Raw genomic sequence first — 24638 nt, forward strand, 5'->3', positions numbered from 1 at the left:
CCGGCGTGAGAGACGCAGTGAGACGCGCACGGGCGGTCCTGGCCGCCGTACTGGCAGGAGCGGGCCTGATCGCCGGACTGGCGGGCTGCACGGCCGACGGCGAAGCGCTGTTCGGCGGGAAGCCGCGTTCGCCCCGGGACGCCATCCGGATCGTTCCCGCCGACGGGGCGAAGGGGATCAGGGCCGACGGCCGCATCGAGGTGAGGGTCCCGGACGGGCGCCTCGAACGGGTGCGGGTCGTCCGGGTCGAGGACGCCGACCAGCACGAGGTGACCGGCAGGATCGCGGACGACGGGCTGAGCTGGCGCCCGGACGCGGGGCCGCTGCGGCTGGCCGCCAAGTACCGGGTCCACGCGGTCGCCGTCGACGGTCACGGCCGCCGCTCGGCCCGGCACTCCTCGTTCACCACGGTCGTCCCCGAGCACCGCTTCATCGGCTACTTCAAGCCGGAGAACCGCTCCACCGTGGGCACCGGCATGATCGTCTCCTTCTCCTTCAACCGTCCCGTCGTCAACCGGGCCGCCGTCGAACGCGCCATCGAGGTCACCTCCCAGCCGCCGGTGGAGGTGTCCGGCCACTGGTTCGGCGCCCAGCGCCTCGACTTCCGGCCGCGCGCGTACTGGAAGCCGGGCACCCGCGTCGGCGTCGACCTGCGGCTGCGCGACGTCGAGGCCGCGCCCGGCGTCTTCGGCATCCAGCACAAGGCCGTCGGCTTCACGGTCGGCCGCTCCCAGGTCTCCACGGTCGACGCGGAGGCGCACACCATGGTGGTACGGCGCGACGGCGAGGAGCCGGTGAAGGTGCCGGTCAGCGCGGGCGCGCCGAAGACCACGACGTACAACGGGAAGATGGTGGTCACCGAGCTGTACGACGTCACGCGGATGGACGGCAGGACCGTCGGCTTCGGCGGCGAGTACGACATTCCGGATGTTCCGCACGCGATGCGGCTGACGGCGTCGGGGACCTTCCTGCACGGCAACTACTGGGCCCCGGCCGACACCTTCGGATCGGTCAACACGAGCCACGGCTGCGTCGGGCTGCGCGATGTGAAGGGCGGCAGCCCGGACACCCCGGCCGGCTGGTTCTTCGACCGCACGCTCGTGGGCGATGTGGTGGAAGTGGTGAACTCGCGCGACCGGAAGGTGGCTCCCGACAACGGCCTCGGCGGCTGGAACATGGAGTGGGACCGTTGGAAGGCCGGTTCCGCGCTCCGATAACCCCTCCCTGACCTGCACGGCCCCCGCGCCCGTTCTCCTCGCACTTGGGACCGAACGGTGACATACACGCGCAGTCGGCGACACGCCCGGTGTGATTACCATTCACCAGACGCGCGGTTGCTGCGCGTGGGGGTGCGGGCCATGGCTGGGGCCAGGCCGTGCGAGGGGAGAACAACACGTGAAAAGGCAGCCGATATCGGGGACGTCGGCCGGGACGCGCCGGGAGCGCGGATCCCGCCGCGGGGGCCCGGGACTGCTGGCTCTGCTGCTGGGGGCGATGCTGCTGTTCGTCACGGCGTGCGCGGGAAGCGATTCCGGTGACGGCAAGGGCAAGAAGGACGGGGCGGGGAAGGCCGGCGACACCCAGGCGTCGCAGGCGGTGGTGACCATCGCGCCGAAGGACGACGCGAAGAACGTGGCCACCAGCGGGGCTCTGAAGATCGGCGCGGACAAGGGCAGGCTGACGTCCGTCAAGGTCGAGGACACCAAGGGCAACGAGGTCGAGGGCAAGATCACCGCGGACGGCACCTCCTGGGAGCCGGCGCACCACCTCGGCGCGGCCACCCGGTACAAGGTCCACGCGATCGCGAAAGACTCCGAGGGCCGCGAGTCCGCGAAGGACACCACCTTCACGACGCTCGTACCGAAGAACACGTTCGTCAGCTACTTCACGCCCGAGGACGGCTCCACCGTCGGCGTCGGCATGCCGGTCTCGCTGCGCTTCAGCCGTGGCATCACCGCGCCCGAGGACGTCGAGAAGGCCGTCAAGGTGACGGCCGAGCCGTCGGTGCCGATCGAGGGCCACTGGTTCGGCAACGACCGCCTCGACTTCCGTCCCGAGAAGTACTGGGCCGCGGGCACCAAGGTGACGCTGAAGCTGAACCTCGACGGCGTGGAGGGCCGGCCCGGCGTGTACGGCAAGCAGTCGAAGACGGTGAGGTTCACGGTCGGCCGCAGCCAGGTCAGCGTGGTGGACGCCAAGGCCTACACGATGACCGTCAAGCGCGACGGCAAGGTCTTCAAGACGATCCCGATCACCGCGGGCGCCCCGTCGACGACGACGTACAACGGCCAGATGGTCATCAGCGAGAAGTACAAGGTGACCCGCATGAACGGTGCCACCGTCGGCTTCGGCGGCGAGTACGACATCAAGGACGTACCGCACGCGATGCGCCTGTCGACCTCCGGCACCTTCATCCACGGCAACTACTGGGCGGGCGCCGGAACCTTCGGGTCGGCGAACGTCAGCCACGGGTGCGTGGGTCTGCGGGACGTGCGGGGCGGGTGGGACAAGGAAGCTCCGGCCGCCTGGTTCTTCAACAACTCGATCCTCGGTGACGTGGTCGTCGTGAAGAACTCCAACGACAAGCAGATCCAGCCCGACAACGGCCTCAACGGCTGGAACATGTCCTGGGCGGAGTGGAAGAAGTAGAAGTAACACACGCTGTACGGACGTACGGACCCGGTGCACTGTGATCGAGCGCACCGGGTCCGTTGTCGTTAACGCGGGCTAACCTCGCTCGTATGACTGTGAATCTCGAAGTCTCCGAGGGCGTCGGCACCATCCGGCTGGACCGCCCCCCGATGAACGCACTGGACATCGCCACCCAGGACCGGCTGCGCGAGCTCGCCGAGGAGGCGACCCGGCGCGACGACGTGCGCGCCGTGGTTCTCTACGGCGGCGAGAAGGTGTTCGCGGCCGGCGCGGACATCAAGGAGATGCAGGCGATGGACCACGCGGCGATGGTCGTACGCTCCCGGGCCCTCCAGGACTCCTTCACCGCCGTCGCCCGCATCCCCAAGCCCGTCGTCGCGGCGGTCACCGGTTACGCCCTGGGCGGCGGCTGCGAGCTCGCCCTGTGCGCCGACTTCCGCATCGCCGGCGACAACGCCAAGCTCGGCCAGCCCGAGATCCTCCTCGGCCTGATCCCCGGCGCGGGCGGCACGCAGCGGCTCGCGCGGCTGGTCGGCCCGTCCAAGGCCAAGGACCTCATCTTCACCGGACGTCACGTGCGCGCCGACGAGGCGCTGACGATCGGACTCGTCGACCGGGTCGTGCCGGCCGCCGAGGTGTACGAGCAGGCGCACGCCTGGGCCGCGAAGCTCGCCCAGGGCCCCGCGACGGCGCTGCGCGCGGCGAAGGAGTGCGTCGACGCGGGCCTCGAAACGGACCTGGACACCGGGCTCACCATCGAACGCAACTGGTTCGCCGGGCTGTTCGCCACCGAGGACCGCGAGCGCGGCATGCGCAGTTTCGTCGACGAGGGGCCCGGCAAGGCCAAGTTCCTCTGAGTCGAGGCAAGTTGGCGTGAATCCGGGGGGTCATCCTCTCGGGCGGATTAACGCCGCCTTAAGCCCGCCTGAAGCGAGCCTTGCTCCGGGCGCCGGGTGATCAGGCGTAAGCGCCACGTCACCGCAGGTCGCAGGGGGTGCGGCGGGGCATGTGCTGCCTCTGGCATATGTCAACCCGCACCCCTGAACGGGGTGGTCGCCAGGGACTGAATCCCCCGGAACGGCCCCGGGTGGCCTCCCGGGCGGCCATGATGGGGGGCATGGCGGGGCTGGAGGGTATGGAGCAACCGCGGCCGCGCGGCAGCGCGACGGCCGCGCGGTGGACGCCGGCGGTCGAGGACGAACAGGCGTTCAAAGCAGTGGAGTTGTTCGGGAATCCGGCAGACGAAGAAGTGCGTCTGCCGTCCCGTCCGGAGTCGGCGGCGACGGCGCGGCGGCTCACGCACTGCGTGGTGTTCCGCCAGTGGCAGCTCTCGCCGCAGACCGCGGAGTACGCGGTGCTGCTGGTCTCCGAGCTGGTGGGCAACGCGGTGCGGCACACCGGCGCTCGTGTCTTCGGGCTGCGCATGCTGCGCCGCAGGGGCTGGATGCGGATCGAGGTGCGCGACCCGTCGCGCGGTCTGCCCTGCCTGATGCCCGTGCACGAACTCGACACCAGCGGCCGAGGGCTCTTCCTCGTCGACAAGCTCTCCGACCGGTGGGGTGTGGACCTCCTGCCGCGCGGCAAGACCACCTGGTTCGAGATGCGGGTCAGCGACCGCACCTCCGAGCGCTAGGCGTCGCACCTGCCGAGCGGCATGCACAGAAGCCCCCTGTGGCCGGGGTGCGGCACGTCGGGGGCTTCTGTGGAGCGCCGTGGAACGGGGGGGTGTGATCCACGGCCGCTTGTGATGACGACCTGGCCCGGGTCAATGGGGGTCGTGGCACCGACTATGGCAGACAGGTGAGCACGGTGCCAAAAGACCACACCGGGACAATGTGTCGCAGAGTGGCAGATTGCATTGATGAATCACAGGTGAACTGTGCCACCTGCCTGGTAATGAGTGCATAGATATGAAGTGAGCTGCGTGATTCATTAGCGGGGGTCCCTGGGTGGCCCTCCAGGCCGGGCGACCCGCTCGGCCGCGAATTGGCTCAATCGTTACCTTTTGCTCGCATTACCCCTTAAATGGGGCGCGTGACTCAGACATGCCGCCGCAGCGTGCTGCGGGCCGGAGCCGGAGCGGCCGGGGCGGCCGTCGCGGGAGCGCTCGCCACCGGCTGCGACGCCGGCTCCGGGTCACCCGCCGCCGCCTCGTCCGCGCCGCCCCGCCCGGCTCCCGCCCCCCACCGCTTCGCAGGGCTGCCCGTCCAGATCACCCACGGCCCGCGCGACCGGCCCCGGGTCGCGCTCACCTTCCACGGTCAGGGCGACCCGGCCACCGCCCGCGCCGTACTCGCCGAGGCCGAGCGGCGCGGCGCCCGCGTCACCGTCCTCGCGGTCGGCGCATGGCTCGACGCCCACCCCGCGCTCGCCCGCCGGATCCTCGACGGCGGCCACGAACTCGGCAACCACACCCAGCGCCACCTCGCCATCTCCGCCATGGGGGAGCGGGAGGCGTACACCGAGATCACCGGCTGCGCGGACCGGCTGCGCCGGCTCACCGGATCCATCGGCACCTGGTTCCGGCCCTCGCGAAGCCAGTACGCCACACCGCTCGTGCAGCGGCTGGCGCGCCGTGCCGGATACCCGCACGTCCTCTCGTACGACGTCGACTCGCTCGACTTCACCTCGCCCGGCGCCCCGGCCGTCACCCGCACCGTCACCGGGGAGATCCGCAACGGATCCGTGGTGAGCCTGCACTTCGGCTACGCGGACACGGTCGCCGCGCTGCCCGCCCTCCTCGACGAACTCGACCGCCGCGGCCTGCGCGCGGTGACGACCACGGAGCTGCTGACCCGATGACGACGATCATTCGACGCACGACCGCGCTGCTCGCCGGCGCCCTCCTGGCCGCCCTCGCCGGTTGCGGCGGCCCCGACGACAAGAGCTCCGCCGAGGCGCGCGGCACCGAGGGCGCCGCGCCGCCCGGCGAGGTGAGGAACACCGCGCCGGCGGGGCTGCCGGGCATGCCGCCGGTGCTCGACCCCAAGGACGTGTACGCCGCCGACCGGCCGAACAAGCTGTCACCGGTGGTCAAGAACTTCCCGTCCCGGGTCTACGTCCCCAACACCAACTCCAACACGGTGTCGGTGATCGACCCCAAGACGTACAAGGTCGTCAAGACGATCCCGGTCGGCGTCCAGCCGCAGCACGTCGTCCCGTCCTGGGACCTGAAGACGCTGTGGGTCAACAACAACCGCGGCCACACCCTCACACCGATCAACCCGGCCACCGGCGCGGTGGGCAAACCGGTGGAGGTGCACGACCCGTACAACCTCTACTTCACGCCCAACGGCAGGTACGCCGTCGTCATGGCGTCGATGGACCGCGAACTGGTCTTCCGCGACCCGCACACCATGGACCGCGTCAAGACAGTGCCGGTGTCCTGCGCGGGCGTCAACCACGCCGACTTCTCCGCCGACGGCCGGTACTTCGTCGTCTCCTGCGAGTTCTCCGGCGAACTGCTCAAGGTCGACACCGAGAAGATGGAGGTCGTCGGCCAGCAGAAGCTCCCGTTCGAGGGCGCGATGCCGCAGGACGTGAAGATCTCGCCCGACGGCAGGACGATCTACATCGCCGACATGATGGCGCACGGCATGTGGGTGCTGGACGGCGAGAAGTTCACCACCCCCGAGCTGCTGCCGACGGGCAAGGGCTGCCACGGCCTCTACGTCTCCCGCGACTCCAAGGAGATGTACGTGTCCAACCGGGGCGAGGGCTCGATCTCCGTCTTCGACTTCACCCGGAACAAGCTGACGAAGAAGTGGCACCTGCCCGACGGCGGCAGCCCCGACATGGGCGGTGTCTCGGCCGACGGCAAGGTGCTGTGGCTGTCAGGCCGTTACGACTCGGAGGTGTACGCCGTCGACACCACCACCGGCAAGCAGCTCGCCCGTATCCCGGTCGGTGGCGGTCCGCACGGCCTCGCGGTCTACCCGCAGCCGGGCCGCTACTCCCTGGGGCACACCGGCATCTTCCGCTGACGCGTGGTCCGGGCGGGCGCACCGCGGCTCCGCCCGGAGCCCCGCCCGGCTTCCTACCAGAGCACCGGCAATCGCTCCGGCAACCGCTTGATGAGCCCCGTGCGCCACACCAGTCGCTCCTCCGGCACCGCGAGCCCCAGCCGCGGCATCCGTTCCAGCAGCGCCGTCAGCGCGGTCCGGGCGTGCGCGCGGCCCAGCGCCGACGCCGGGCAGAGGTGCCGGCCGCCGCCGAAGGCGAGGTGCGGGTTGTACGCCCGGTTCAGGTGCAGGATCTCGGGGTGCTCGAAGACCTCGGCGTCGAAGGTGGCGCCCTCGACGAGGACCAGGACCAGCTCCCCCTTGCGTACGAGCACGTCACCGAGGTGGACGTCGGCGAGCGCGAGGCGGGTCGGCCCGTCGCCGACCGACAGGTTCCCGCGCAGCAGTTCGTCGACGGCGCGGGCCATCCGGTCCGGACGGTCTTTCAGGTACGCGGTCAACTGCGGCCGTCGCAGGAGCGCGAGCATCGCGCGCGCCAGGAACGCCGACGTGGACACGGCGCCGGCGCCGAACAGCGAGGCGGCGACGGTGGCGAGCATCTCGTCCGTCAGATGCGAGGACCGCGGGTCCTCCCGCAGCGCGGCCAGCTCACCCAGCAGCCCCGAGCGCTCGGACGCGGGAGCGTTCAGCCGCTCCACCATGTAGCCGACGTCCTTGTACCAGTTGAGCTGGGAGCCCTCGAAGGGCTGCGCGCTGGTCATGAAGGCGACGTCCAGGCTCGCCATGAGGCGCGGCCAGTCCTCGAACGGCACCCCGAGGATCTTGCAGTGCAGGGCCGCCGAGAAGGGGTCGGCGAATCCCGCCCGCAGGTCCACCGGCGGCCCCCAGGCCATCAGGTCGTCGATGAGCCGGTCGGCCGTGATGCGCAGCCAGCCGTGCATTCCCTTGCCGGTGCGCGGGTTGAGCGCCTTCATCACCGCCCCGCGCAGTCCGGCGCCCGCGTCGCCGCCGGCCCGGGGGGCGACCGTGTGCGCGTACGGCCCCGGGGCGGCCGTGCCCCCGAGGGCGAACCGCTCGTCCTCCAGCACCTTCCTGGCCAGTGGACAGCTGGTGACCAGCCAGGCCATGTCACCGCTCAGGGTGCGCACGCGGGCCACCGGCTGCTGCCCGCGAAGCCAGGAGCCCTCTTCGGGAACCACGTCGCCCCGCCGCGAGAGCGGGAAATCAAGCAGCCTGTCGCTCATCGTCCGCGGTCCTTTCCGTAGGCATCGTGCGGCAGCTCGTACACGGCGTGTGCGGAGGATGCGCGGAGGCGGCCCGGCACCCGCGCCGGCGGGCCCGGTGGTCCGGCCGTCTCCACCCCGGCCAGAACGCGCCGGCGGACCGCTCTGAGCCTCTTGGCGGCGAGGCGGGCGCAGTGCTCGGGGGTTCGGCGGATGCGCCGGGCACGGAAGTCGCTCGTGAATGCGTCAGTCGTGAAGTCCACTGAAAGAACGCCCTCGGCGCCGCTAGTCCCGGGGAGCCCTGTGCTCCTGGTGTGGCGGCGACGCCATGAAGTTATCGCCCGGCGGCGGAGAGTGACGAAGTGGCCTCCGGTATTGGCCGGAACTGGGCACTCCGGGGCGGGAAACACGCTGTTCCCACGCGGGAGAAGTTCTGTCGTGAAGTACTAGGGGGCCACCATCAGCGCTTCCGAGCCCACCGGCCGGTACCCCGCCCCCTGGAAGGTGCGTACGCTGCGGGCGTTGCCCGGCGGCTGCTGCGCCCAGACCACCGGGCCCGGCGTCAGATGGCGGGCCGCCCGCGCGAGCCGCCGCCCCAGGCCCCGGCCGCGTGCCGGCTCGTCGACCTCGATCGCCGCCTCCCAGCGGCCGGCGACCCCCCGGCCGAGGATCAGTACGCCGCCGTCCGCCGCCCAGACCCGGACCTCGTGCCGGAACCGCATGGCCCGGGCCACCCTCGGGTGCTCCGGGTCGTCGAGGGCGCGCAGCTCGATCTCCGGGGCGCCCGGCAGGGCGTCGGCGTACGTCAGCAGGTCGATGGTGTCGTTCATCCTGCGGCCCGCGCGCCGCATCAGGGGCATGAGGAAGGCCGGGTTCATCGAAGCGGCCAGCGGATCGCACCGGGTGGCGGCCAGGGTGGACCGTACCCAGTCCGGGTCCTCGTCCGTGAAGACCACCGAGTGCGCGGTGAAGGCGAGGACGCCCGCGTCCCGGGCGTTCGGCTGCGGGACGACGGTGGTCGAGCCGTCCGCCGGGGGGAACTCGCCGCGCGCCGCCGCGGCCAGGATCCGTGCCAGCGCGCCGCTGTCGGTGGATCCGGTCGCGCCGGTCGGGTCGCTCGCGCCGGTCGGGCCGGCCGGATCGGTCAGGTCGCTCATGCCGAGATCCAAGCACCGCCGGGGCGGGCCCCCGCGGGCGGGTCCCCGGGCGCCTGCCGTGTCCGGCGGCCGGACCGATAATCTGTGCGGGTTCTGATCAGCACCAGAAGGGGTGGGTCCAGTGGCGGACATCGAGGCGGCGCGCAAGGCGTTCGAGCGGTACGACCTCAACGGGGACGGGACGATCTCGGCGGTCGAGTACAAGAGCGTCATGGCGCAGCTCGGTGACCCCTATGTCACCGAGACGGTGGCTCAGGCCGTGATCAACTCCCACGACGGCGACGGTGACGGCAAGCTCACCTTCGACGAGTTCTGGGCGTCCCAGAACAAGGGCTGACGCCGGCCGTACGGGCCCGGCGACCGCGGCTCAGGCCGTGGCCGCCGGGCCCGTACGCGCATCCGCCGCCGCACCGGCGCCCAGGTCCGCGAGCTCCGCCCGCGCCGTCTCCAGCCAGCCGATCCAGAACCGCTCCAGGTCGATGCCGGCCCGCAGGACGAGGTGCCGCAGCCGGTCGACCTCGCTCTTGCCGCCCTCGCCGAAGTCCCGTTCCTCGATCGCCCGGTACTCCGCCAACTGTGCCCGGTGCAGGGCCAGATGGCGCCGTACCTCCGCCTCCAGCCCCTCCGTTCCCACCACTCCCGCCGCGCGCAGGCGCAGCAGGAGGGCGTCACGGATGGGCTTGGGGTCCTCGATCCTCGCCACCCAGGCGGCCAGTTCGTCGCGCCCCGCCGGCAGGACCTCGTACTCCTTCTTCTGCCCGCGCGTCGGCTGCCGCGGCCCCGGCAGCGCCCGGATCGCCCCGGACTCCTCCAGCTTTCCCAGCTCGCGGTAGATCTGCTGGTGCGTCGCGGACCAGAAGTACCCGATGGACTTGTCGAACCTGCGGGTCAGCTCCAGCCCGGACGACGGCTTTTCGAGCAGTGCGGTGAGGATGGCGTACGGGAGGGACATGAACGCATCCTAAGGAGGGCCGGGCCTCACAGGGCGGCCGCGAGTTCCGTTCCCTGCCGGATCGCGCGCTTGGCGTCCAGTTCGGCCGCGACATCCGCGCCGCCGATGAGGTGCACGGGCAGCCCGGCGGCGAGCAGAGTGTCGTACAGCTCGCGGCGCGGCTCCTGCCCGGTGCACAGCACCACCGTGTCGACGGGGATCAGCCGCTGCTCGCCGTCGACCGTGACGTGCAGTCCCTCGTCGTCGATGCGGTCGTACGCCGCGCCCGCGACCATCGTGACGCCGCGGTGCTTGAGCTCGGTGCGGTGGATCCAGCCGGTGGTCTTGCCGAGTCCGGCGCCGACCTTGGTGGCCTTGCGCTGGATCAGGTGGACGGTGCGGGTCTGGGGGGCGCGGACCGGGGTCCGCAGGCCGCCGCGCGCGCCGTACTCCATGTCGACGCCCCACTGGGCGAAGAAGACCTCGGGGCTGAGGCTCGCCGCGTCGTCGGCGCCCGTGGACGTGTCCGTGAGGAACTCGGCCACGTCGAAGCCGATGCCGCCCGCTCCGATGACCGCGACGCGGTCGCCCGCCTTCGCCTCGTCGCGCAGGAGGTCGAGGTAGCTGATGACGCTCGGGTGGTCGATGCCCTCGATCTGCGGGATACGCGGGGTGACGCCGGTGGCCAGCACGATCTCGTCGTAGCCGGCGGCGGTGAGGGACTCGGCGGTGGCGGGGGTGCCCAGACGCAGCTCGACGCCGTGCTCGTCGAGCTGGTTGCGGAAGTACCGCAGCGTCTCGTTGAACTCCTCCTTGCCCGGCACCTTGCGCGCGATGTTGAGCTGGCCGCCGATCACGTCGGAGGCGTCGTACAGCGTCACACTGTGGCCGCGCTCGGCCGCCGTCACCGCGCAGGCGAGCCCGGCGGGTCCGGCGCCGACGACGGCGACGCGCTTGCCGCGGCGGGTGGGGGAGAGGACCAGCTCGGTCTCGTGGCAGGCGCGCGGGTTGACCAGGCAGGAGGTGATGAGCCCGCTGAAGGTGTGGTCGAGGCAGGCCTGGTTGCAGCCGATGCAGGTGTTGATGGAGTCGGCGCGGCCGGCCTCGGCCTTGGCGACGAAGTCGGGGTCGGCGAGGAAGGGACGGGCGAGCGAGACCAGGTCCGCGCAGCCTTCGGCGAGCAGTTCCTCGGCCAGTTCGGGGGTGTTGATGCGGTTGGTCGTCACCAGCGGGATGGTCACCGAGCCCATGACGCGCTTGGTCACCCAGGCGTACGCGCCGCGCGGCACGGATGTCGCGATGGTGGGGATGCGGGCCTCGTGCCAGCCGATGCCCGTGTTGATGATCGTCGCGCCGGCCGCCTCGATCGCCCGGGCGAGCGTGATGACCTCGTCGAGCGAGGAGCCGCCGGGGACCAGGTCGAGCATCGAGAGCCGGTAGATGAGGATGAAGTCCGGGCCCACGCGCTCGCGCACCCGGCGGACGATCTCGACGGGGAAGCGCATGCGGTTCTCGTACGAGCCGCCCCACCGGTCGTCGCGGTGGTTGGTGTGGGCGGCGATGAACTCGTTGATCAGGTAGCCCTCGGACCCCATGATCTCCACGCCGTCGTACCCCGCCGACTTGGCCAGGTCCGCCGCGCGGACGAAGTCCTCGACGGTCTCCTCGACCTCGGCGTCGGTCAGCGCGTTCGGGGTGTACGGGCTGATGGGGGCCTGAATAGCGCTGGGCGCCACGAGGTCGGGGTGGTAGGCGTACCGCCCGAAGTGCAGGATCTGCATGCAGATCCGGCCGCCCTCGCGGTGTACGGCGTCGGTGACCTGTCGGTGCTGCGCGGCCTCCTCGGCGTTGGTCAGCTTGGCGCCGCCGGGGTAGGGACGGCCGCGGTCGTTGGGGGCGATGCCGCCGGTGACCATGAGACCGACGCCGCCCCGGGCGCGGGTCGCGTAGAACTCGGCCATCCGCTCGAAGCCGCGCTCGGCCTCTTCGAGTCCGACGTGCATGGAACCCATCAGCACGCGGTTGGGGAGGGTCGTGAAGCCCAGGTCGAGGGGGCTGAGCAGGTGCGGGTACGCAGTCGTCGGACTCATGCCGCAATGTGTAGTCGACCCGGGGCGCCTTGTGCAACAAGTTGCATAAAGAATGCCGTGTTAGTTGGACGACACCCGGGGCTCGTACAGTTGACCGGCCGGCCCACAGTGCCGGTCCCCCCTCCGCGTACAACAGGCTCAGGTTCCTCTTGCCCACCCTTGCGATGTCCCGCCGGCCTGGCTCTCGCCCAAGGTCTTCCGCACCGAGTTCCTGGCCGGCCTGGTGGTCGCGCTGGCGCTGATCCCCGAGGCGATCTCGTTCTCCGTCATCGCCGGGGTCGATCCGAGCGTCGGTCTCTTCGCCTCCGTCACCATGGCCGTCACCATCGCGTTCGTCGGCGGGCGGCCGGCGATGATCTCGGCCGCCACCGGCGCGGTGGCGCTGGTCATCGCCCCGCTCAACCGGGAACACGGCCTCGGGTACCTGATCGCCTGCGTCATCCTCGCGGGCGTCTTCCAGATCGTCCTGGGCGCGCTCGGCGTGGCCCGACTGATGCGGTTCGTTCCCCGCTCGGTGATGGTCGGCTTCGTCAACTCGCTCGCCATCCTGGTCTTCATGGCGCAGGTCCCGGAACTCACCGGCGTGCCGTGGGCGGTGTATCCGCTGGTGGTCACGGGCCTCGTGCTGATGGTCCTGTTCCCGAGGATCACCAGGGCGGTGCCGGCTCCGCTGGTCTCCATCGTCATCCTGACGACGGTGACGCTGGCCGCCGGGATCGCCGTACCGGACGTGGGGGACAAGGGCGACCTGCCGTCCTCCCTGCCGGTCCCCGGGCTTCCGGACGTGCCCTTCACACCGGAGACGCTGAAGATCGTCGCTCCGTACGCGCTGGCGATGGCACTGGTGGGCCTCATGGAGTCGCTGATGACGGCCAAGCTCGTCGACGACATCACCGACACGCACTCCAGCAAGACCCGCGAGTCGATCGGCCAGGGCGTCGCCAACATCGTCACCGGGTTCCTCGGGGGCATGGGCGGCTGCGCGATGATCGGCCAGACCATGATCAACGTCAAGGCGTCGGGGGCCCGCACCCGGCTGTCGACGTTCCTCGCCGGCGTCCTGCTGCTCGTGCTGTGCATCGTCTTCGGGCCGGTCGTCTCGGACATCCCGATGGCGGCCCTGGTCGCGGTGATGATCCTGGTCTCGGCGGCCACCTTCGACTGGCACTCCGTCGCGCCGAAGACGCTCCGGCGGATGCCGCTGGGCGAGACCGTCGTCATGGCCGTCACCGTGCTGTGCGTGGTGGTGTCGCACAACCTCGCCGTCGGAGTGGTCGTCGGTTCCGTCACCGCGATGGTCATCTTCGCCAAGCGGGTCGCGCACCTGGTCGACGTCACGGCGGTCGCCGACGAGGACGGCGGGCGGGTCGTCTACACCGTCACCGGTGAGCTGTTCTTCGCCTCGTCCAATGAACTGGTCGAGCAGTTCGACTGCGGCCGCGGCGGCCCGCCGCACGTCGTCATCGACCTGGCGGCCGCGCACATCTGGGACGCCTCGTCCGTCGCCGCGCTCGACGCCGTCACCACGAAGTACGAGCACCGGGGCCGGACCGTGGAGATCGTCGGCCTGAACCGGTACAGCGCCCGGATGCACGGCGCTCTCAGCGGTGAGCTCGGCGGCGGTCACTGACTGCCGTCACCGACGGCGGTCACCGATCAGCGTCCACGCTGCTCACAGAGCGCTGTAGACCGCTTCCACCAGCGCCATCTTGCGCGGGTCGTCGGCGATGTTCGGACCCATCCGGTTCATCACGTACCCCATGCCGAGACCCGCCTCGGGGTCCGCGAGACCGCACGAACCGCCGAAGCCGTCGTGGCCGAACGCCCGCGGGTTCGGCCCGTACGAGCCGCGCGGGCCGCTCAGCCACAGGCCGAGCCCGATCTCCGTGTCGTGCCCGAACCCCGTGCCGAGCACCAGGTCCCGGCAGCTGCCCTGGCCCTCACGGGCCCGCTCGGCGGCCTCGGGGGAGAGCACGCGGTGCTCGCCCGCGCGGCCGCCGGTGGCGTAGATCCCGTACAGGGCGGCCACCGCGCGGGCCGTGCCGTGACCGTTGGCGGCCGGGATCTCGGCGGCCCGCCACTCGGGGGTGTTGGCCTGGGCCGCGCCGGGGCCGGGGTTGAGCAGGGCCGCGAGCGCGACCGGTTCCAGGGCGGCGAAGAGCGCCGCCTGTTCGCTGGTGGGCTCGGCCCGGGGGTGCACGAGCTCGGCGGCCCGCCCGGCCTCCCGCTCCGGCAGTCCCACGGTGAAGTCGATTGCGAGCGGCCCGGTGACCTCCTGGCGCAGGAACGCGCCGGGGAGCAGGCCCGTGACGCGTCGGACCACCTCGCCGACGAGGAAGCCGTACGTGATCGCGTGGTAGCCGGAGCGGGTGCCCGGCTCCCACCACGGCTCGGTCGCCGCCAGGCGCGCGCACGTCAGCTCCCAGTCGTAGAGCTCGGCGAAGGTGTGCGGCTCGCGCAGACCCGCGAGCCCGGCCCGGTGCGACAGGAGGTGGCGTACGGCAACGGCCTCCTTGCCGGCGGCCGCGAACTCCGGCCAGTACGACGCCACCGGGGCGTCGAGGTCCAGCAGCCCCCGGTCGGCCAGCAGATGGGCGCAGAGCGCCGTCGGGCCCTTGGTCGTCGACCAGACGTTGACCACGGTGTCCCGCTCCCACGGCCGGCTGCGGGCGGCGTCGGCCCAGCCGCCCCACAGGTCGACCACGGTCTCGCCGCCGGCCAGGACGGTGACGGCCGCGCCCAGCTCGCCGCGCTCCCTGAAGTTCTGCTCGAACGCGTCGCGCACGGCGGCGAACCGGTCGTCGCAGTGGCCGTGGATCCGCGGCGCGGGCTGGGGCGTGGTGTGCGGATCAGGCTGGTGCGCGGGCTGGGGCGTGGGCTGGCTCATCGGGCCCTCCGGTCGCGGTCGTCGACGTACTGAGGAACGTACCGACTGGTCGGCCTGGCGGGAAGGCGGCGCACACGCCGAGCCGGCGCGGCGGGGCCGCGCAGGGCGAACCGGGCTGTCCCGGCCGGGCGCGCCGGCCCGGACAGCCCTGCGGCGGCTCGTCAGATGTTGACGCCGAAGTCCGTCGCGATACCGCGCAGACCCGAGGCGTAGCCCTGGCCGACGGCGCGGAACTTCCACTCCGCGCCGTTGCGGTACAGCTCGCCGAAGACCATGGCGGTCTCGGTCGAGGCGTCCTCGGAGAGGTCGTACCGCGCGAGCTCGTTGTTGTCCGCCTGGTTGACGACCCGGATGAAGGCGTTGCGGACCTGGCCGAAGCTCTGGCCGCGGCTCTCGCCCTCGTGGATCGAGACCGGGAAGACGATCTTGTCGACCTCGGCGGGCACCGTCGAGAGGCTCACCTTGATCTGCTCGTCGTCGCCCTCGCCCTCACCGGTGAGGTTGTCACCGGTGTGCTCGACGGAGCCGTCGGGGCTCTTGAGGTTGTTGAAGAAGACGAAGTGCTGGTCGGACACGACCTTGTTGTTGACATCGAGCAGCAGGGCGCTGGCATCGAGGTCGAAGTCGGTCCCGGTCGTGCTGCGTACGTCCCAGCCCAGGCCCACCGTGACAGCGGTCAGGCCGGGGGCCTCCTTGGAGAGCGAGACGTTGCCGCCCTTGGAGAGACTGACACCCATGAAGATCCCTGCTCAATCCGGCGCGGGCCGCGCCCTTTGACGATCTCTTTGCCCAACCCGCCAACGCTTGCGCGCCCCGCTCAGTTCCCGCCCGTTGCCGTCAGTCCTCCGAATGGCCGACCGGGAGAACGAGTTCCGGCCGGTCCCACATCACGGCGGGCGGGTTGGCGCGCTCGGTACCGGTCCGCTCGCCGCCCACGCTGAGGTAGAACCCCTCGGCGGGCGGGTGCGCGACCACGCGCACGCCGGTGATCCCCGCCTCGCGCGCCTGCTCCCGCAGGTGCGCCACGAGCAGCCGGCCGATGCCGAGTCCCTGCGCCGAGTCGGCGACGAACATCAGGTCGAGCTCCGGCGGCTCCAGCACGAGGGAGTAGAAGCCCAGAGGCCGGTCGTCCGCGGCGTCGACCGCCACGAAGACCCGGTGCGCCTCGATGTAGTCAGGTCCCACCCGGTATCCGGCGACCATCGAGGCGTACGGGCCCTCGTATGCGCGCGAGCTCCGCACGAGCCGGGTGAGCCGCTTCGCGTCCCGCGCGGTGGCCCGCCGGATGCGGGTAATGCGTGATGCCATATGGAGAGTATTACTCACCGCATGCCTGCGGGGGATACGGCCTCCGCCGCGCCTCGGGCCGGGGGCTACGGCGCGAGCTGGGCCGCGAGGCCGTCGAGGAGGAGGCGCAGGCCCGTCTCGAAACCGCGGTCGTCCAGGGCGGCCAGGCCTCCCGGGCGCGCGTCCGACGACTCGAGGGAGTCGGCGAGCGCCGGATGGGCGGGGCGGTAGCCGTCCGGCGCGCGGGTGAAGCCCGCCGCGAAGGTCTCCAGGGCGGAGCCGAGGACCAGGTAGTCGAGGGCGGCTGCCGCCTCGGCCGCCCGGTCCGGGGTGCAGCCCGCCCGTACCAGCGCCGCGAGCAGGGCGTCGTACCCCCGCAGGGCCTGCTCGGCCTCGACCCGGCGGCGGGCGACCAGGGCGATCACGTTCGGGTAGCGCAGGTAGACGCGGCGGTAGCCGCGGGCGTACTCGGCGAGACCTTCGCGCCAGCGCGGGTCCTGGAGCGGGCGGAGGTCGATCTCCTCGTTGATGAGCTCGGAGGCGGCGTCCAGGAGGTCGTCCTTGGAGGCGACGTGGTGGTAGAGCGAGGCGCCGCGCACGCCGAGGCGCTCGGCGAGCGACCGCATCTTCAGCGCCTGCGGCCCTTCCTCGTCGATCAGCTCCAGCGCGGCACGCGCGATGATCGCGCGGCTCAGCAGCGGCCGGCTCGGTCGGGCCATGGTGGCGCTCCCCCTCCATCGGCGGTCAGGTTACCCGTCAGCAGGGGCTTCACAAGCGGACAGGGGCGCGTTACCGTCCCCGCAGCCCGTAAACCTAACAAGGTTAGATTTAGGTCGGCAGCGTGCGATGCCGGCCGTACCCTCTGCCTGCCGATGCCCTGTGAGGTGCCCCGATGTCTCAACCCCCTTCCCCCGGCCCGGCCCCCGCCCCGCAGGACACCGACGCCGCCCGGCTCAACGACCTCGGATACCAGCAGGAGCTGCGGCGCAGCCTCGGCATCCTGGGGAACATCTCCATGGGCTTCGCCGTGGTCTCGCCGGTGGTCGCGCTGTACGCGGTGTCCATGGTCGCCACGACGATCGCCGGACCCGCCTGGGTGTGGGCGCTGCCGGTCGTCCTGCTCGGCCAGTGCCTGGTGGTCAACGTCTACTCCGAGCTGGCGTCCCAGTGGCCGCTGACCGGCGGCCCGTACCAGTGGGGACGGCGGCTCCTCGGGCCGTCCTTCGGCTGGCTGAGCGGCTGGGTGTGGCAGTTCGCCGTGATGTTCGGCAACACCACCGTGGCCTACCTCGCCGCGCCCTGGGTCTTTGCCCTCGTCGGGGTCACGCCCACGCCCGGGACGATGGTGGCGGTCGCCGCCGGCATCCTGCTGGCCTGCATGCTGGTCAACGCCTTCGGCATCAGGATCCTGAGCTGGTTCGTGACGCTGGGCATCGCCGCCGAGGCGGTCGCCTCGGTGCTCGTCGGCTTCGCCCTGCTGCTGTTCTTCCGCGAGCACGGCTTCGCGCTGTTCACCGCGACGCTCGGGGCCGAGGAGCTGTCCGGCGGCTCCACCGCCATGGCCTTCCTCGCCGTACTCGCCGTCGCCGGCTGGGGCTTCATCGGCTTCGACGCCTGCGTTTCGACGGCCGAGGAGACCAAGGACGCCGGGCGCCAGGTGCCGCGCGCCATGTGGTGGGCGCTGCTCAGCGTCGGCGTCGTCGTGATCCTCAACGCCATGGCGGTCGCCCTCGCCCACCCCGACCCGGCGGCTGTGGTGGCGGGGAAGGACCTCGACCCCGTGACCACCGCCGTGATCTCGTCGTTCGGCTCCTGGTCCGACAAGCCCTTCGTGTGCGTCGTACTGATCGGCTTCCTCGCCTGCGCCATGGCGTCCCAGGGCGGCGCCGCCCGCGGGGTGTACTCCCTGGCCCGCGACGGCGTCTTCCCGTTCTCCCGGTACGTACGGAAGGTCAACCGGCGCCAGGCCCCGATCGGCGGCCTGATCGCCTCCACCGTGGTCAGCAGCTCCGCCCTGCTGCTGGGCCTGGACGCCACGGCGATCGGCAGTCTGATCGCCTTCGGCACGGCGGCCACGTTCCTGCCCTTCTTCCTGGTCTCGCTGGCCGCGCTCGTCGCCCGGCTGCGCGGCACGTGGGTGCCGTCCGGCCACATCCGCCTGGGGCGCGGGGGCACCTTTCTCAACGTGCTCGCGGTGCTGTGGACCGCCTTCGAGGTGGCCAACGTCTGCTGGCCCCGCGCGGTCCTCGCCCCGCCCGGCGCCCCCTGGTACCAGGTGTGGGCCGGACTGCTGGGCACCGGCGTCGTCATCACCGCCGGCCTCGTGTACCTGCTCGTCCGGCGCCCGCAGGACAAGCTCCGCGCCGCCGAGCGGACCGCCGCGGAGCCGGACCCGGAGCGTGCCGCGGAGCTCGCACCCGAGCCCTCCTGAACCGGCGCCCCGCCCCGCTGCCCCCTCCGAGCCCCTCCCAGCCCCCCTGTCCCATCCGATCCACGAGCTGTTCCACGAGGAGAGTTGCCATGAACGTGAACCCGCCCCGCATGTCCAGGCGAGGGTTCGGCGCGGCCGCGCTGACCACCCTGGCCGCCACGGCGGCGGCCAGCGCGATCGGCGGCCGCGCCGTCGCCGCACCGGCCGCCCCGCGGACGGAGGAGCAGTACACCGCGCCCGCCGAATGGGAGCCGCACTCCGGCTGCGTCATGGCGTGGCCGTGGGACCGGACGATCGGCTGGGGCGGACTGCTGCCCGACGTGCAGGCCGAGATCGCGGGCATCGCCCGTCACATCGCCCGGTTCGAACCGGTCACCATGGTCGCGGAACCCGGCCAGGCGGCGGAAGCGCGCCGTCAGTGCGGCGGCACGGTCACCGTCGTCGAGTACCCCGTCAACGACTGCTGGACCCGCGACACCGGGCCGGTCTTCGCCCTGAACGCGACCCGGACGAAGAAGACCGGGCTCGACTTCGGCTTCAACGGCTGGGGCGGGAAGTTCCCGTACGACAAGGACGACTTCCTGCCGGTCGGCGTCTGCCAGTACCTCGGGGTCCCGCGCACGGACGTGGCCATGATCCTGGAGGGCGGGGCCGTCATCGCCGACGGCCAGGGCACCCTGATCACCACGGAGGAGTGCCTGCTGCACCCCAACCGCAACCCCGGCATGACCCGCGCCCAGATCGAGGCGACTCTGCTGGCCGCGTACGGCGCCACCAAGGTCATCTGGCTCCCGTACGGTCTCCACCACGACGACGTCACCAACGGCCACGTCGATCTGGTCGCCGCCTACCTCGGCCCGGCCAGGCTCCTCGTGCACGTCCAGCCCGACGCGAGCCACCCCAACCACGCCCGGACGGCGGCCAACGCCTCGGTGCTCCGGGGAGCCACCGACGCCCGCGGCCGACGCTTCCAGCTGGTGGAACTGCACCACCAGCCCCAGTTCCGGCACGGCGGGCGGCTGGTGGAGACGTTCAGTTACACCAACTACTACGAGACGTCCGGCAGCGTGGTCGTCCCGGTCGCCGGCGAACCCGCCGACACCCTGGCGCTCGCCCAGTTCCGCACGCTGTTCCCGGGACGCGAAGTGGTCGCCGCCCCGGCGCGCACGCTCGCCTTCGGCGGCGGCGGGGTCCACTGCGTCACCCAGCACGTCCCCCACGCGGGCTGAACACGGCCCCGGGCCGGGCGGCCTCCCGCCGCTCCGGCGGGGCCGCCCGGCCCGGGGCCGTCAGCGCTGGGGTCCGTGCGCGGTCAGCACTCGATGATGTTGACGGCCAGACCGCCGCGCGCGGTCTCCTTGTACTTCACCGACATGTCCGCGCCGGTCTCCTTCATGGTCTTGATGACCTTGTCGAGGGAGACCTTGTGGCTGCCGTCGCCGCGCATCGCCATCCGCGCCGCGGTGACGGCCTTGACCGCCGCCATGCCGTTGCGCTCGATGCACGGGATCTGGACCAGTCCGCCGACCGGGTCGCAGGTCAGGCCCAGGTTGTGCTCCATGCCGATCTCGGCCGCGTTCTCGACCTGCTCGGGGGTGCCGCCGAGGACCTCGGCGAGCGCGCCGGCCGCCATCGAACAGGCCGAGCCGACCTCGCCCTGGCAGCCGACCTCGGCACCGGAGATGGAGGCGTTCTCCTTGAAGAGCATGCCGATCGCGCCCGCGGAGAGCAGGAAGCGGACCACGCCCTCCTCGTCCGCGCCGGGCACGAAGTTCATGTAGTAGTGCAGGACGGCCGGGATGATGCCGGCGGCGCCGTTCGTCGGGGCGGTGACGACGCGGCCGCCCGCGGCGTTCTCCTCGTTGACCGCCATCGCGTAGAGCGTGATCCACTCCATCGCGAGCGCCAGCGGGTCGCCCTCGGAGCGCAGCTTGCGGGCGGTGTTCGCGGCGCGGCGGCGGACCTTCAGGCCGCCCGGCAGGATGCCCTCTTGGGACATGCCGCGCGCGACGCAGTCCTGCATGGCCCGCCAGATCTCCAACAGCCCCTCGCGGATCTCGGGCTCCGTGCGCCAGGCCTTCTCGTTCTCCAGCATCAGGGCGGAGATCGACAGGCCGGTCTCCTTGGCCATGCGCAGCAGCTCGTCACCGGTGCGGAAGGGGTACTTCAGTACGGTGTCGTCGAGCTTGATCCGGTCCTCGCCGACCGCGTCCTCGTCCACGACGAAGCCGCCGCCCACCGAGTAGTACGTCTTCTCCAGCAGCGGGGCGCCCTCGGCGTCGTACGCCCACAGGGTCATGCCGTTGGCGTGGTACGGCAGGGCCTTGCGGCGGTGCAGGACCAGGTCCTCGTCGAAGTCGAAGCCGATCTCGTGCGCGCCGAGCAGGCTGATGCGCTTGGCCGCCTTGATCCGCTCGAACTCCTCGTCGGCGGTCTCGACGTCCACGGTGCGCGGGGAGTTGCCCGCCAGGCCGAGCAGCACGGCCTTGGGGGTGCCGTGGCCGTGCCCGGTGGCGCCGAGCGAACCGAACAGCTCGGCCCGTACGGACGCGGTGTGGGCCAGCAGACCGTCGTTCTTCAGGCGTCCCACGAACAGGCGGGCGGCGCGCATAGGGCCGACCGTGTGGGAGCTGGACGGGCCGATGCCGATCGAGAACAGGTCGAAGACCGAGATGGCCACGGGGGAACTCCTAAGGGGTGGGGAAGACGCCGTTGTCTGCCGGGGTGGTGCAGATGATCAAGGCGGGGCGACACGGTGCGGGGCACCGCACTCACTGTTCAGTGTGCGCGGTGCCCCGGTGTTCAGTCTGTGTCGTACGTAACTACTTCAGACCAGGGTAAAGCGGGTGCTTGCCGGCCAGTGCCGTCACCCGGGCCGAAAGGGCCCCGGCGTCGTACGACGGCTTCAGCGCCTCGGCGATGATGTCCGCCACCTCGGCGAAGTCCTCGGCCTGGAAACCGCGCGTGGCCAGGGCCGGCGTACCGATCCGCAGACCCGAGGTGACCATCGGGGGGCGCGGGTCGTTCGGGATGGCGTTGCGGTTGACCGTGATGCCCAGACCGTGCAGGCGGTCCTCGGCCTGCTGGCCGTCGAGCTCGGAGTTCCGCAGGTCGACCAGGACCAGGTGGACGTCCGTGCCGCCGGTGAGGACGGACACGCCGTGCTCGGTGACGTCCGCCCGTACCAGGCGCTCGGCCAGGATGCGGGCGCCGTCCAGGGTGCGCTGCTGGCGCTCCTTGAACTCCTCGCTCGCGGCGACCTTGAAGGAGACGGCCTTCGCGGCGATGACGTGCTCCAGCGGGCCGCCCTGCTGACCGGGGAAGACCGCCGAGTTGATCTTCTTGGCGAGTTCGGCGGTGGAGAGGATCACTCCGCCGCGCGGGCCGCCGAGGGTCTTGTGCGTGGTCGTGGTGACGACGTGGGCGTGCGGCACCGGGTTGGGGTGCAGACCCGCGGCGACCAGACCGGCGAAGTGCGCCATGTCGACCATGAGGTACGCGCCGACCTCGTCCGCGATGCGGCGGAAGGCGGCGAAGTCCAGCTGACGCGGGTACGCCGACCAGCCGGCCACGATCAGCTTCGGCTTGGACTCCTTGGCGAGGCGCTCGACCTCGGCCATGTCGACCTCGCCGGTGGCGTCGTCCACGTGGTACGCGACCACGTTGTAGAGCTTGCCGGAGAAGTTGATCTTCATGCCGTGGGTCAGGTGACCGCCGTGGGCCAGGTTCAGACCCATGATGGTGTCGCCGGGCTTGAGCAGCGCGAACATCGCGGCGGCGTTGGCCTGGGCGCCCGAGTGGGGCTGCACGTTCGCGTGCTCGGCGCCGAAGAGCGCCTTGATGCGGTCGATGGCGATCTGCTCGACCACGTCGACGTGCTCGCAGCCGCCGTAGTACCGGCGGCCCGGGTAGCCCTCGGCGTACTTGTTGGTCAGTACGGAGCCCTGGGCCTCCATGACGGCGACCGGAGCGAAGTTCTCCGAGGCGATCATCTCGAGGGTGGACTGCTGGCGGAGCAGCTCGGCGTCGACGGCGGCGGCGACGTCCGGGTCGAGCTCGTGCAGGGGAGTGTTGAGAAGCGTCATCACGGTCCCGTTCGAGGGTCTTAGTTGCCGGAGGAGAAGGCGTCGTACTCGTCGGCGGAGAGCAGGTCGGCCGGCTCCTCCGCGACGCGCACCTTGAAGAGCCAGCCGCCCTCGAAGGGGGCGGAGTTCACCAGCGACGGGTCGTCCACGACGTCCTGGTTGGACTCGACGATCTCGCCGGAGACCGGGGAGTACAGGTCGCTGACCGACTTGGTCGACTCCAGCTCGCCGCAGGACTCGCCCGCGCTCACCGTGTCGCCGACCGCCGGGAGCTGGGCGTAGACGACGTCACCGAGCGCGTTGGCCGCGAACTCCGTGATGCCGACCGTCGCGACGCCGTCCTCGGCGGTCGACAGCCACTCGTGCTCCTTGCTGTACCGCAGCTGCTGGGGGTTGCTCATGACCTGAATTCTCCTGTACGCGGGGGAGTGCTGGTGAACGGGGAGGTTGTGCGGGGGGTCACTTCTGACGCTTGTAGAACGGCAGCGCGACGACCTCGTACGGCTCATGCGTACCGCGAATGTCGACGCCGACACCGGAGGCGCCGGGGGCGGCGTGCGCCGCGTCGACGTACGCCATGGCGATCGGCCGGCCCAGCGTCGGGGAGGGGGCGCCGGAGGTGACCCCGCCGATCACCTCGCCGCCCGCGACGACGGGGAAACCGGCGCGCGGGACGCGGCGGCCCTCGGCGATCAGGCCGACGAGCTTGCGCGGCGGGGCGCTCTCGGCGCGCTCGGCGGCGGCCTCCAGCGCGGCGCGGCCGACGAAGTCGCCCTCCTTCTCGAACTTCACGACCCGGCCAAGACCCGCGTCGAACGGCGTCAGGGCGGTGGTCAGCTCGTGCCCGTACAGCGGCATGCCGGCTTCGAGGCGCAGGGTGTCGCGGCAGGAGAGGCCGGCCGGTACGAGCCCGGCGTCCTTGCCCGCCTCGGTCAGTGCCTGCCACAGCTTCTCGGCGTCGGCCGGCGCGACGAACAGCTCGAAGCCGTCCTCGCCGGTGTACCCGGTACGGGCGATCAGCGCCGGGACGCCGGCGACGGTGCCGGGCAGGCCGGCGTAGTACTTCAGCCCGTCCAGGTCGGCGTCGGTGACGGACTTCAGGATGCCGGGGGACTCGGGGCCCTGGACGGCGATCAGGGCGTACGCGTCACGGTCGTCCCGTACGACGGCGTCGAAGCCGGCGGCGCGCTCGGTGATGGCGTCGAGGACGATCTGCGCGTTGCCGGCGTTGGCGACGACCATGTACTCGGTCTCGCCCAGGCGGTAGACGATCAGGTCGTCGACGATCCCGCCGTCCTCCTGGCAGATCATCGTGTAGCGGGCGCGGCCGAGCCCGATGGTGCCGATGTTGCCGACGAGGGCGTAATCGAGGGCGTCCACGGCCTGCGGGCCGGTGACGGTGATCTCGCCCATGTGGGAGAGGTCGAAGAGGCCCGCCCGGGTGCGTACGGCGTTGTGCTCGTCGCGCTCGCTGGCGTACCGCAGCGGCATGTCCCAGCCCGCGAAGTCGGTCATGGTCGCGCCCAGCGCACGATGAGTGGCGTCGAGGGCGGTGTGACGGGGGACATTGCTCATGTGTGGGGCTCCCAGGGCATGACAGGCGAGGACAATCCTCCCCATCTGTCATCGGAACCTGAGAGGTTCACCGGGAGAGTCCCGGCTTGCACCTTGGGTGGAGCCGCGACGAAGCGGCCCGCTTTTCAGATCTGCCTCGCCCGCGCGGTACGGGGCCTGAGAGATTCAAGGGAGGAACTTGCTCCTTCGGCGTCCTGGGCACAGAGTGCTTCGGACTCTCCCGCGCGGATTCAAGCGGCCGGTATGCAGTTGGCGCGCACATCATTGCACGTGGGCGCCGCCCCGACAGCACCTGGGCGGATCCCGAAATGGACTTGTGGCGCATTACCTTTTCTTTACACTTTGTGGGGAAGGGTGG

Annotated in this window: 21 protein-coding genes, 1 pseudogene and 2 riboswitches; of the genes and pseudogenes, 10 read left to right on the forward strand and 12 right to left on the reverse strand. The window is 71.3% G+C overall.

Annotation, left to right across the window (positions count from 1 at the left end; genetic code table 11):
* Window positions 1-17 precede the first annotated feature (17 nt).
* The 6 genes from IE185_RS06935 (at window position 18) to IE185_RS06960 (ending at window position 6635) form a co-directional block, all read left to right on the forward strand.
* Window positions 18-1217, forward strand: coding sequence for a L,D-transpeptidase (locus IE185_RS06935; protein WP_229843384.1), 1200 nt, complete (start codon window positions 18-20; stop codon window positions 1215-1217).
* A gap of 178 nt (window positions 1218-1395) precedes the next feature.
* Window positions 1396-2649, forward strand: coding sequence for a L,D-transpeptidase (locus IE185_RS06940; protein ID WP_189714813.1), 1254 nt, complete (start codon window positions 1396-1398; stop codon window positions 2647-2649).
* A 92-nt stretch (window positions 2650-2741) separates the two neighbouring features.
* Window positions 2742-3509, forward strand: coding sequence for an enoyl-CoA hydratase/isomerase family protein (locus IE185_RS06945; protein ID WP_138899269.1), 768 nt, complete (start codon window positions 2742-2744; stop codon window positions 3507-3509).
* Window positions 3510-3757: 248 nt separating this feature from the next.
* Window positions 3758-4285, forward strand: a complete 528-nt coding sequence (locus IE185_RS06950; RefSeq protein WP_138899270.1) for an ATP-binding protein — start codon at window positions 3758-3760, stop codon at window positions 4283-4285.
* A 392-nt stretch (window positions 4286-4677) separates the two neighbouring features.
* Window positions 4678-5454 carry a polysaccharide deacetylase family protein gene (locus IE185_RS06955; protein ID WP_189714815.1) on the forward strand — a complete coding sequence of 259 codons (777 nt, stop codon included), beginning with the start codon at window positions 4678-4680 and terminating at the stop codon, window positions 5452-5454.
* On the forward strand, window positions 5451-6635 hold the full coding sequence (locus IE185_RS06960; RefSeq protein WP_138896147.1) for a YncE family protein: 1185 nt from the start codon (window positions 5451-5453) through the stop codon (window positions 6633-6635). The genes IE185_RS06955 and IE185_RS06960 overlap by 4 nt, the downstream gene beginning before the upstream one ends.
* A gap of 53 nt (window positions 6636-6688) precedes the next feature.
* On the opposite strand, the gene IE185_RS06965 is transcribed toward IE185_RS06960, so the two are convergent.
* Entirely contained in the window at window positions 6689-7858 is a 1170-nt protein-coding gene (locus IE185_RS06965) for a cytochrome P450 (RefSeq protein ID WP_138896146.1), read from the reverse strand.
* A gap of 425 nt (window positions 7859-8283) precedes the next feature.
* Entirely contained in the window at window positions 8284-8994 is a 711-nt protein-coding gene (locus tag IE185_RS06970) for an N-acetyltransferase (protein WP_229843385.1), read from the reverse strand.
* A 121-nt stretch (window positions 8995-9115) separates the two neighbouring features.
* Here IE185_RS06970 and IE185_RS06975 point away from each other — a divergent pair, with 121 nt between their 5' ends.
* Window positions 9116-9331: an EF-hand domain-containing protein gene (locus IE185_RS06975; RefSeq protein WP_138896145.1), complete on the forward strand. Its 216-nt coding sequence runs from the start codon at window positions 9116-9118 to the stop codon at window positions 9329-9331.
* Window positions 9332-9361: 30 nt separating this feature from the next.
* Here IE185_RS06975 and IE185_RS06980 read toward each other — a convergent pair whose 3' ends face one another.
* Both IE185_RS06980 and IE185_RS06985 read right to left on the reverse strand, forming a co-directional pair.
* Window positions 9362-9946 (reverse strand): PadR family transcriptional regulator, encoded by a 585-nt coding sequence (locus IE185_RS06980; RefSeq protein WP_138896144.1) that lies wholly within the window; start codon window positions 9944-9946, stop codon window positions 9362-9364.
* A gap of 26 nt (window positions 9947-9972) precedes the next feature.
* Complete coding sequence (locus IE185_RS06985; RefSeq protein WP_138896143.1) at window positions 9973-12015, reverse strand: NADPH-dependent 2,4-dienoyl-CoA reductase; 2043 nt, start codon at window positions 12013-12015, stop codon at window positions 9973-9975.
* 172 nt (window positions 12016-12187) lie between these two features.
* Here IE185_RS06985 and IE185_RS06990 point away from each other — a divergent pair.
* Window positions 12188-13645, forward strand: a pseudogene (locus IE185_RS06990) (SulP family inorganic anion transporter); the annotation flags it as partial.
* A gap of 42 nt (window positions 13646-13687) precedes the next feature.
* Here the strand turns inward: IE185_RS06990 and IE185_RS06995 are convergent.
* The 4 genes from IE185_RS06995 to IE185_RS07010 form a co-directional block, all read right to left on the reverse strand.
* A complete protein-coding gene (locus tag IE185_RS06995) occupies window positions 13688-14902 on the reverse strand; it encodes a serine hydrolase domain-containing protein (protein WP_138896141.1) in 1215 nt (404 codons plus the stop codon).
* Between the two features lie 161 nt (window positions 14903-15063).
* Window positions 15064-15639 (reverse strand): TerD family protein, encoded by a 576-nt coding sequence (locus IE185_RS07000; protein WP_093798945.1) that lies wholly within the window; start codon window positions 15637-15639, stop codon window positions 15064-15066.
* A gap of 100 nt (window positions 15640-15739) precedes the next feature.
* Window positions 15740-16210 carry a GNAT family N-acetyltransferase gene (locus IE185_RS07005; RefSeq protein ID WP_138896140.1) on the reverse strand — a complete coding sequence of 157 codons (471 nt, stop codon included), beginning with the start codon at window positions 16208-16210 and terminating at the stop codon, window positions 15740-15742.
* A gap of 65 nt (window positions 16211-16275) precedes the next feature.
* Window positions 16276-16908 (reverse strand): TetR/AcrR family transcriptional regulator, encoded by a 633-nt coding sequence (locus IE185_RS07010; protein WP_138896139.1) that lies wholly within the window; start codon window positions 16906-16908, stop codon window positions 16276-16278.
* A gap of 173 nt (window positions 16909-17081) precedes the next feature.
* On the opposite strand from IE185_RS07010, the gene IE185_RS07015 reads away from it, so the two are divergent.
* Together IE185_RS07015 and IE185_RS07020 are read left to right on the forward strand one after the other, a co-directional pair.
* Window positions 17082-18620 carry an APC family permease gene (locus IE185_RS07015; RefSeq protein WP_189714817.1) on the forward strand — a complete coding sequence of 513 codons (1539 nt, stop codon included), beginning with the start codon at window positions 17082-17084 and terminating at the stop codon, window positions 18618-18620.
* Between the two features lie 89 nt (window positions 18621-18709).
* Window positions 18710-19849: an agmatine deiminase family protein gene (locus tag IE185_RS07020; protein WP_138897844.1), complete on the forward strand. Its 1140-nt coding sequence runs from the start codon at window positions 18710-18712 to the stop codon at window positions 19847-19849.
* Between the two features lie 83 nt (window positions 19850-19932).
* On the opposite strand, the gene IE185_RS07025 is transcribed toward IE185_RS07020, so the two are convergent.
* From IE185_RS07025 to gcvT, 4 genes are all read right to left on the reverse strand, one after another.
* The gene (locus IE185_RS07025; RefSeq protein ID WP_138897843.1) at window positions 19933-21300 is read right to left on the reverse strand and encodes an L-serine ammonia-lyase; all 1368 of its coding nucleotides are present in this window, start codon (window positions 21298-21300) and stop codon (window positions 19933-19935) included.
* Window positions 21301-21442: 142 nt separating this feature from the next.
* On the reverse strand, window positions 21443-22705 hold the full coding sequence (gene glyA, locus IE185_RS07030) for a serine hydroxymethyltransferase (RefSeq protein WP_138897842.1): 1263 nt from the start codon (window positions 22703-22705) through the stop codon (window positions 21443-21445).
* Between the two features lie 20 nt (window positions 22706-22725).
* Complete coding sequence (gcvH, locus tag IE185_RS07035; protein ID WP_138897841.1) at window positions 22726-23106, reverse strand: glycine cleavage system protein GcvH; 381 nt, start codon at window positions 23104-23106, stop codon at window positions 22726-22728.
* A 58-nt stretch (window positions 23107-23164) separates the two neighbouring features.
* Window positions 23165-24280, reverse strand: coding sequence for a glycine cleavage system aminomethyltransferase GcvT (gene gcvT / locus IE185_RS07040; protein WP_138897840.1), 1116 nt, complete (start codon window positions 24278-24280; stop codon window positions 23165-23167).
* A 35-nt stretch (window positions 24281-24315) separates the two neighbouring features.
* Window positions 24316-24415, reverse strand: a riboswitch (glycine riboswitch).
* Window positions 24416-24513, reverse strand: a riboswitch (glycine riboswitch). It abuts the riboswitch before it with no gap.
* Between the last annotated feature and the right edge of the window lie 125 nt (window positions 24514-24638).

Origin of the sequence: Streptomyces chryseus (genome assembly GCF_014650755.1) — a bacterium.
In the GTDB taxonomy this organism is placed as follows: domain Bacteria; phylum Actinomycetota; class Actinomycetes; order Streptomycetales; family Streptomycetaceae; genus Streptomyces; species Streptomyces chryseus.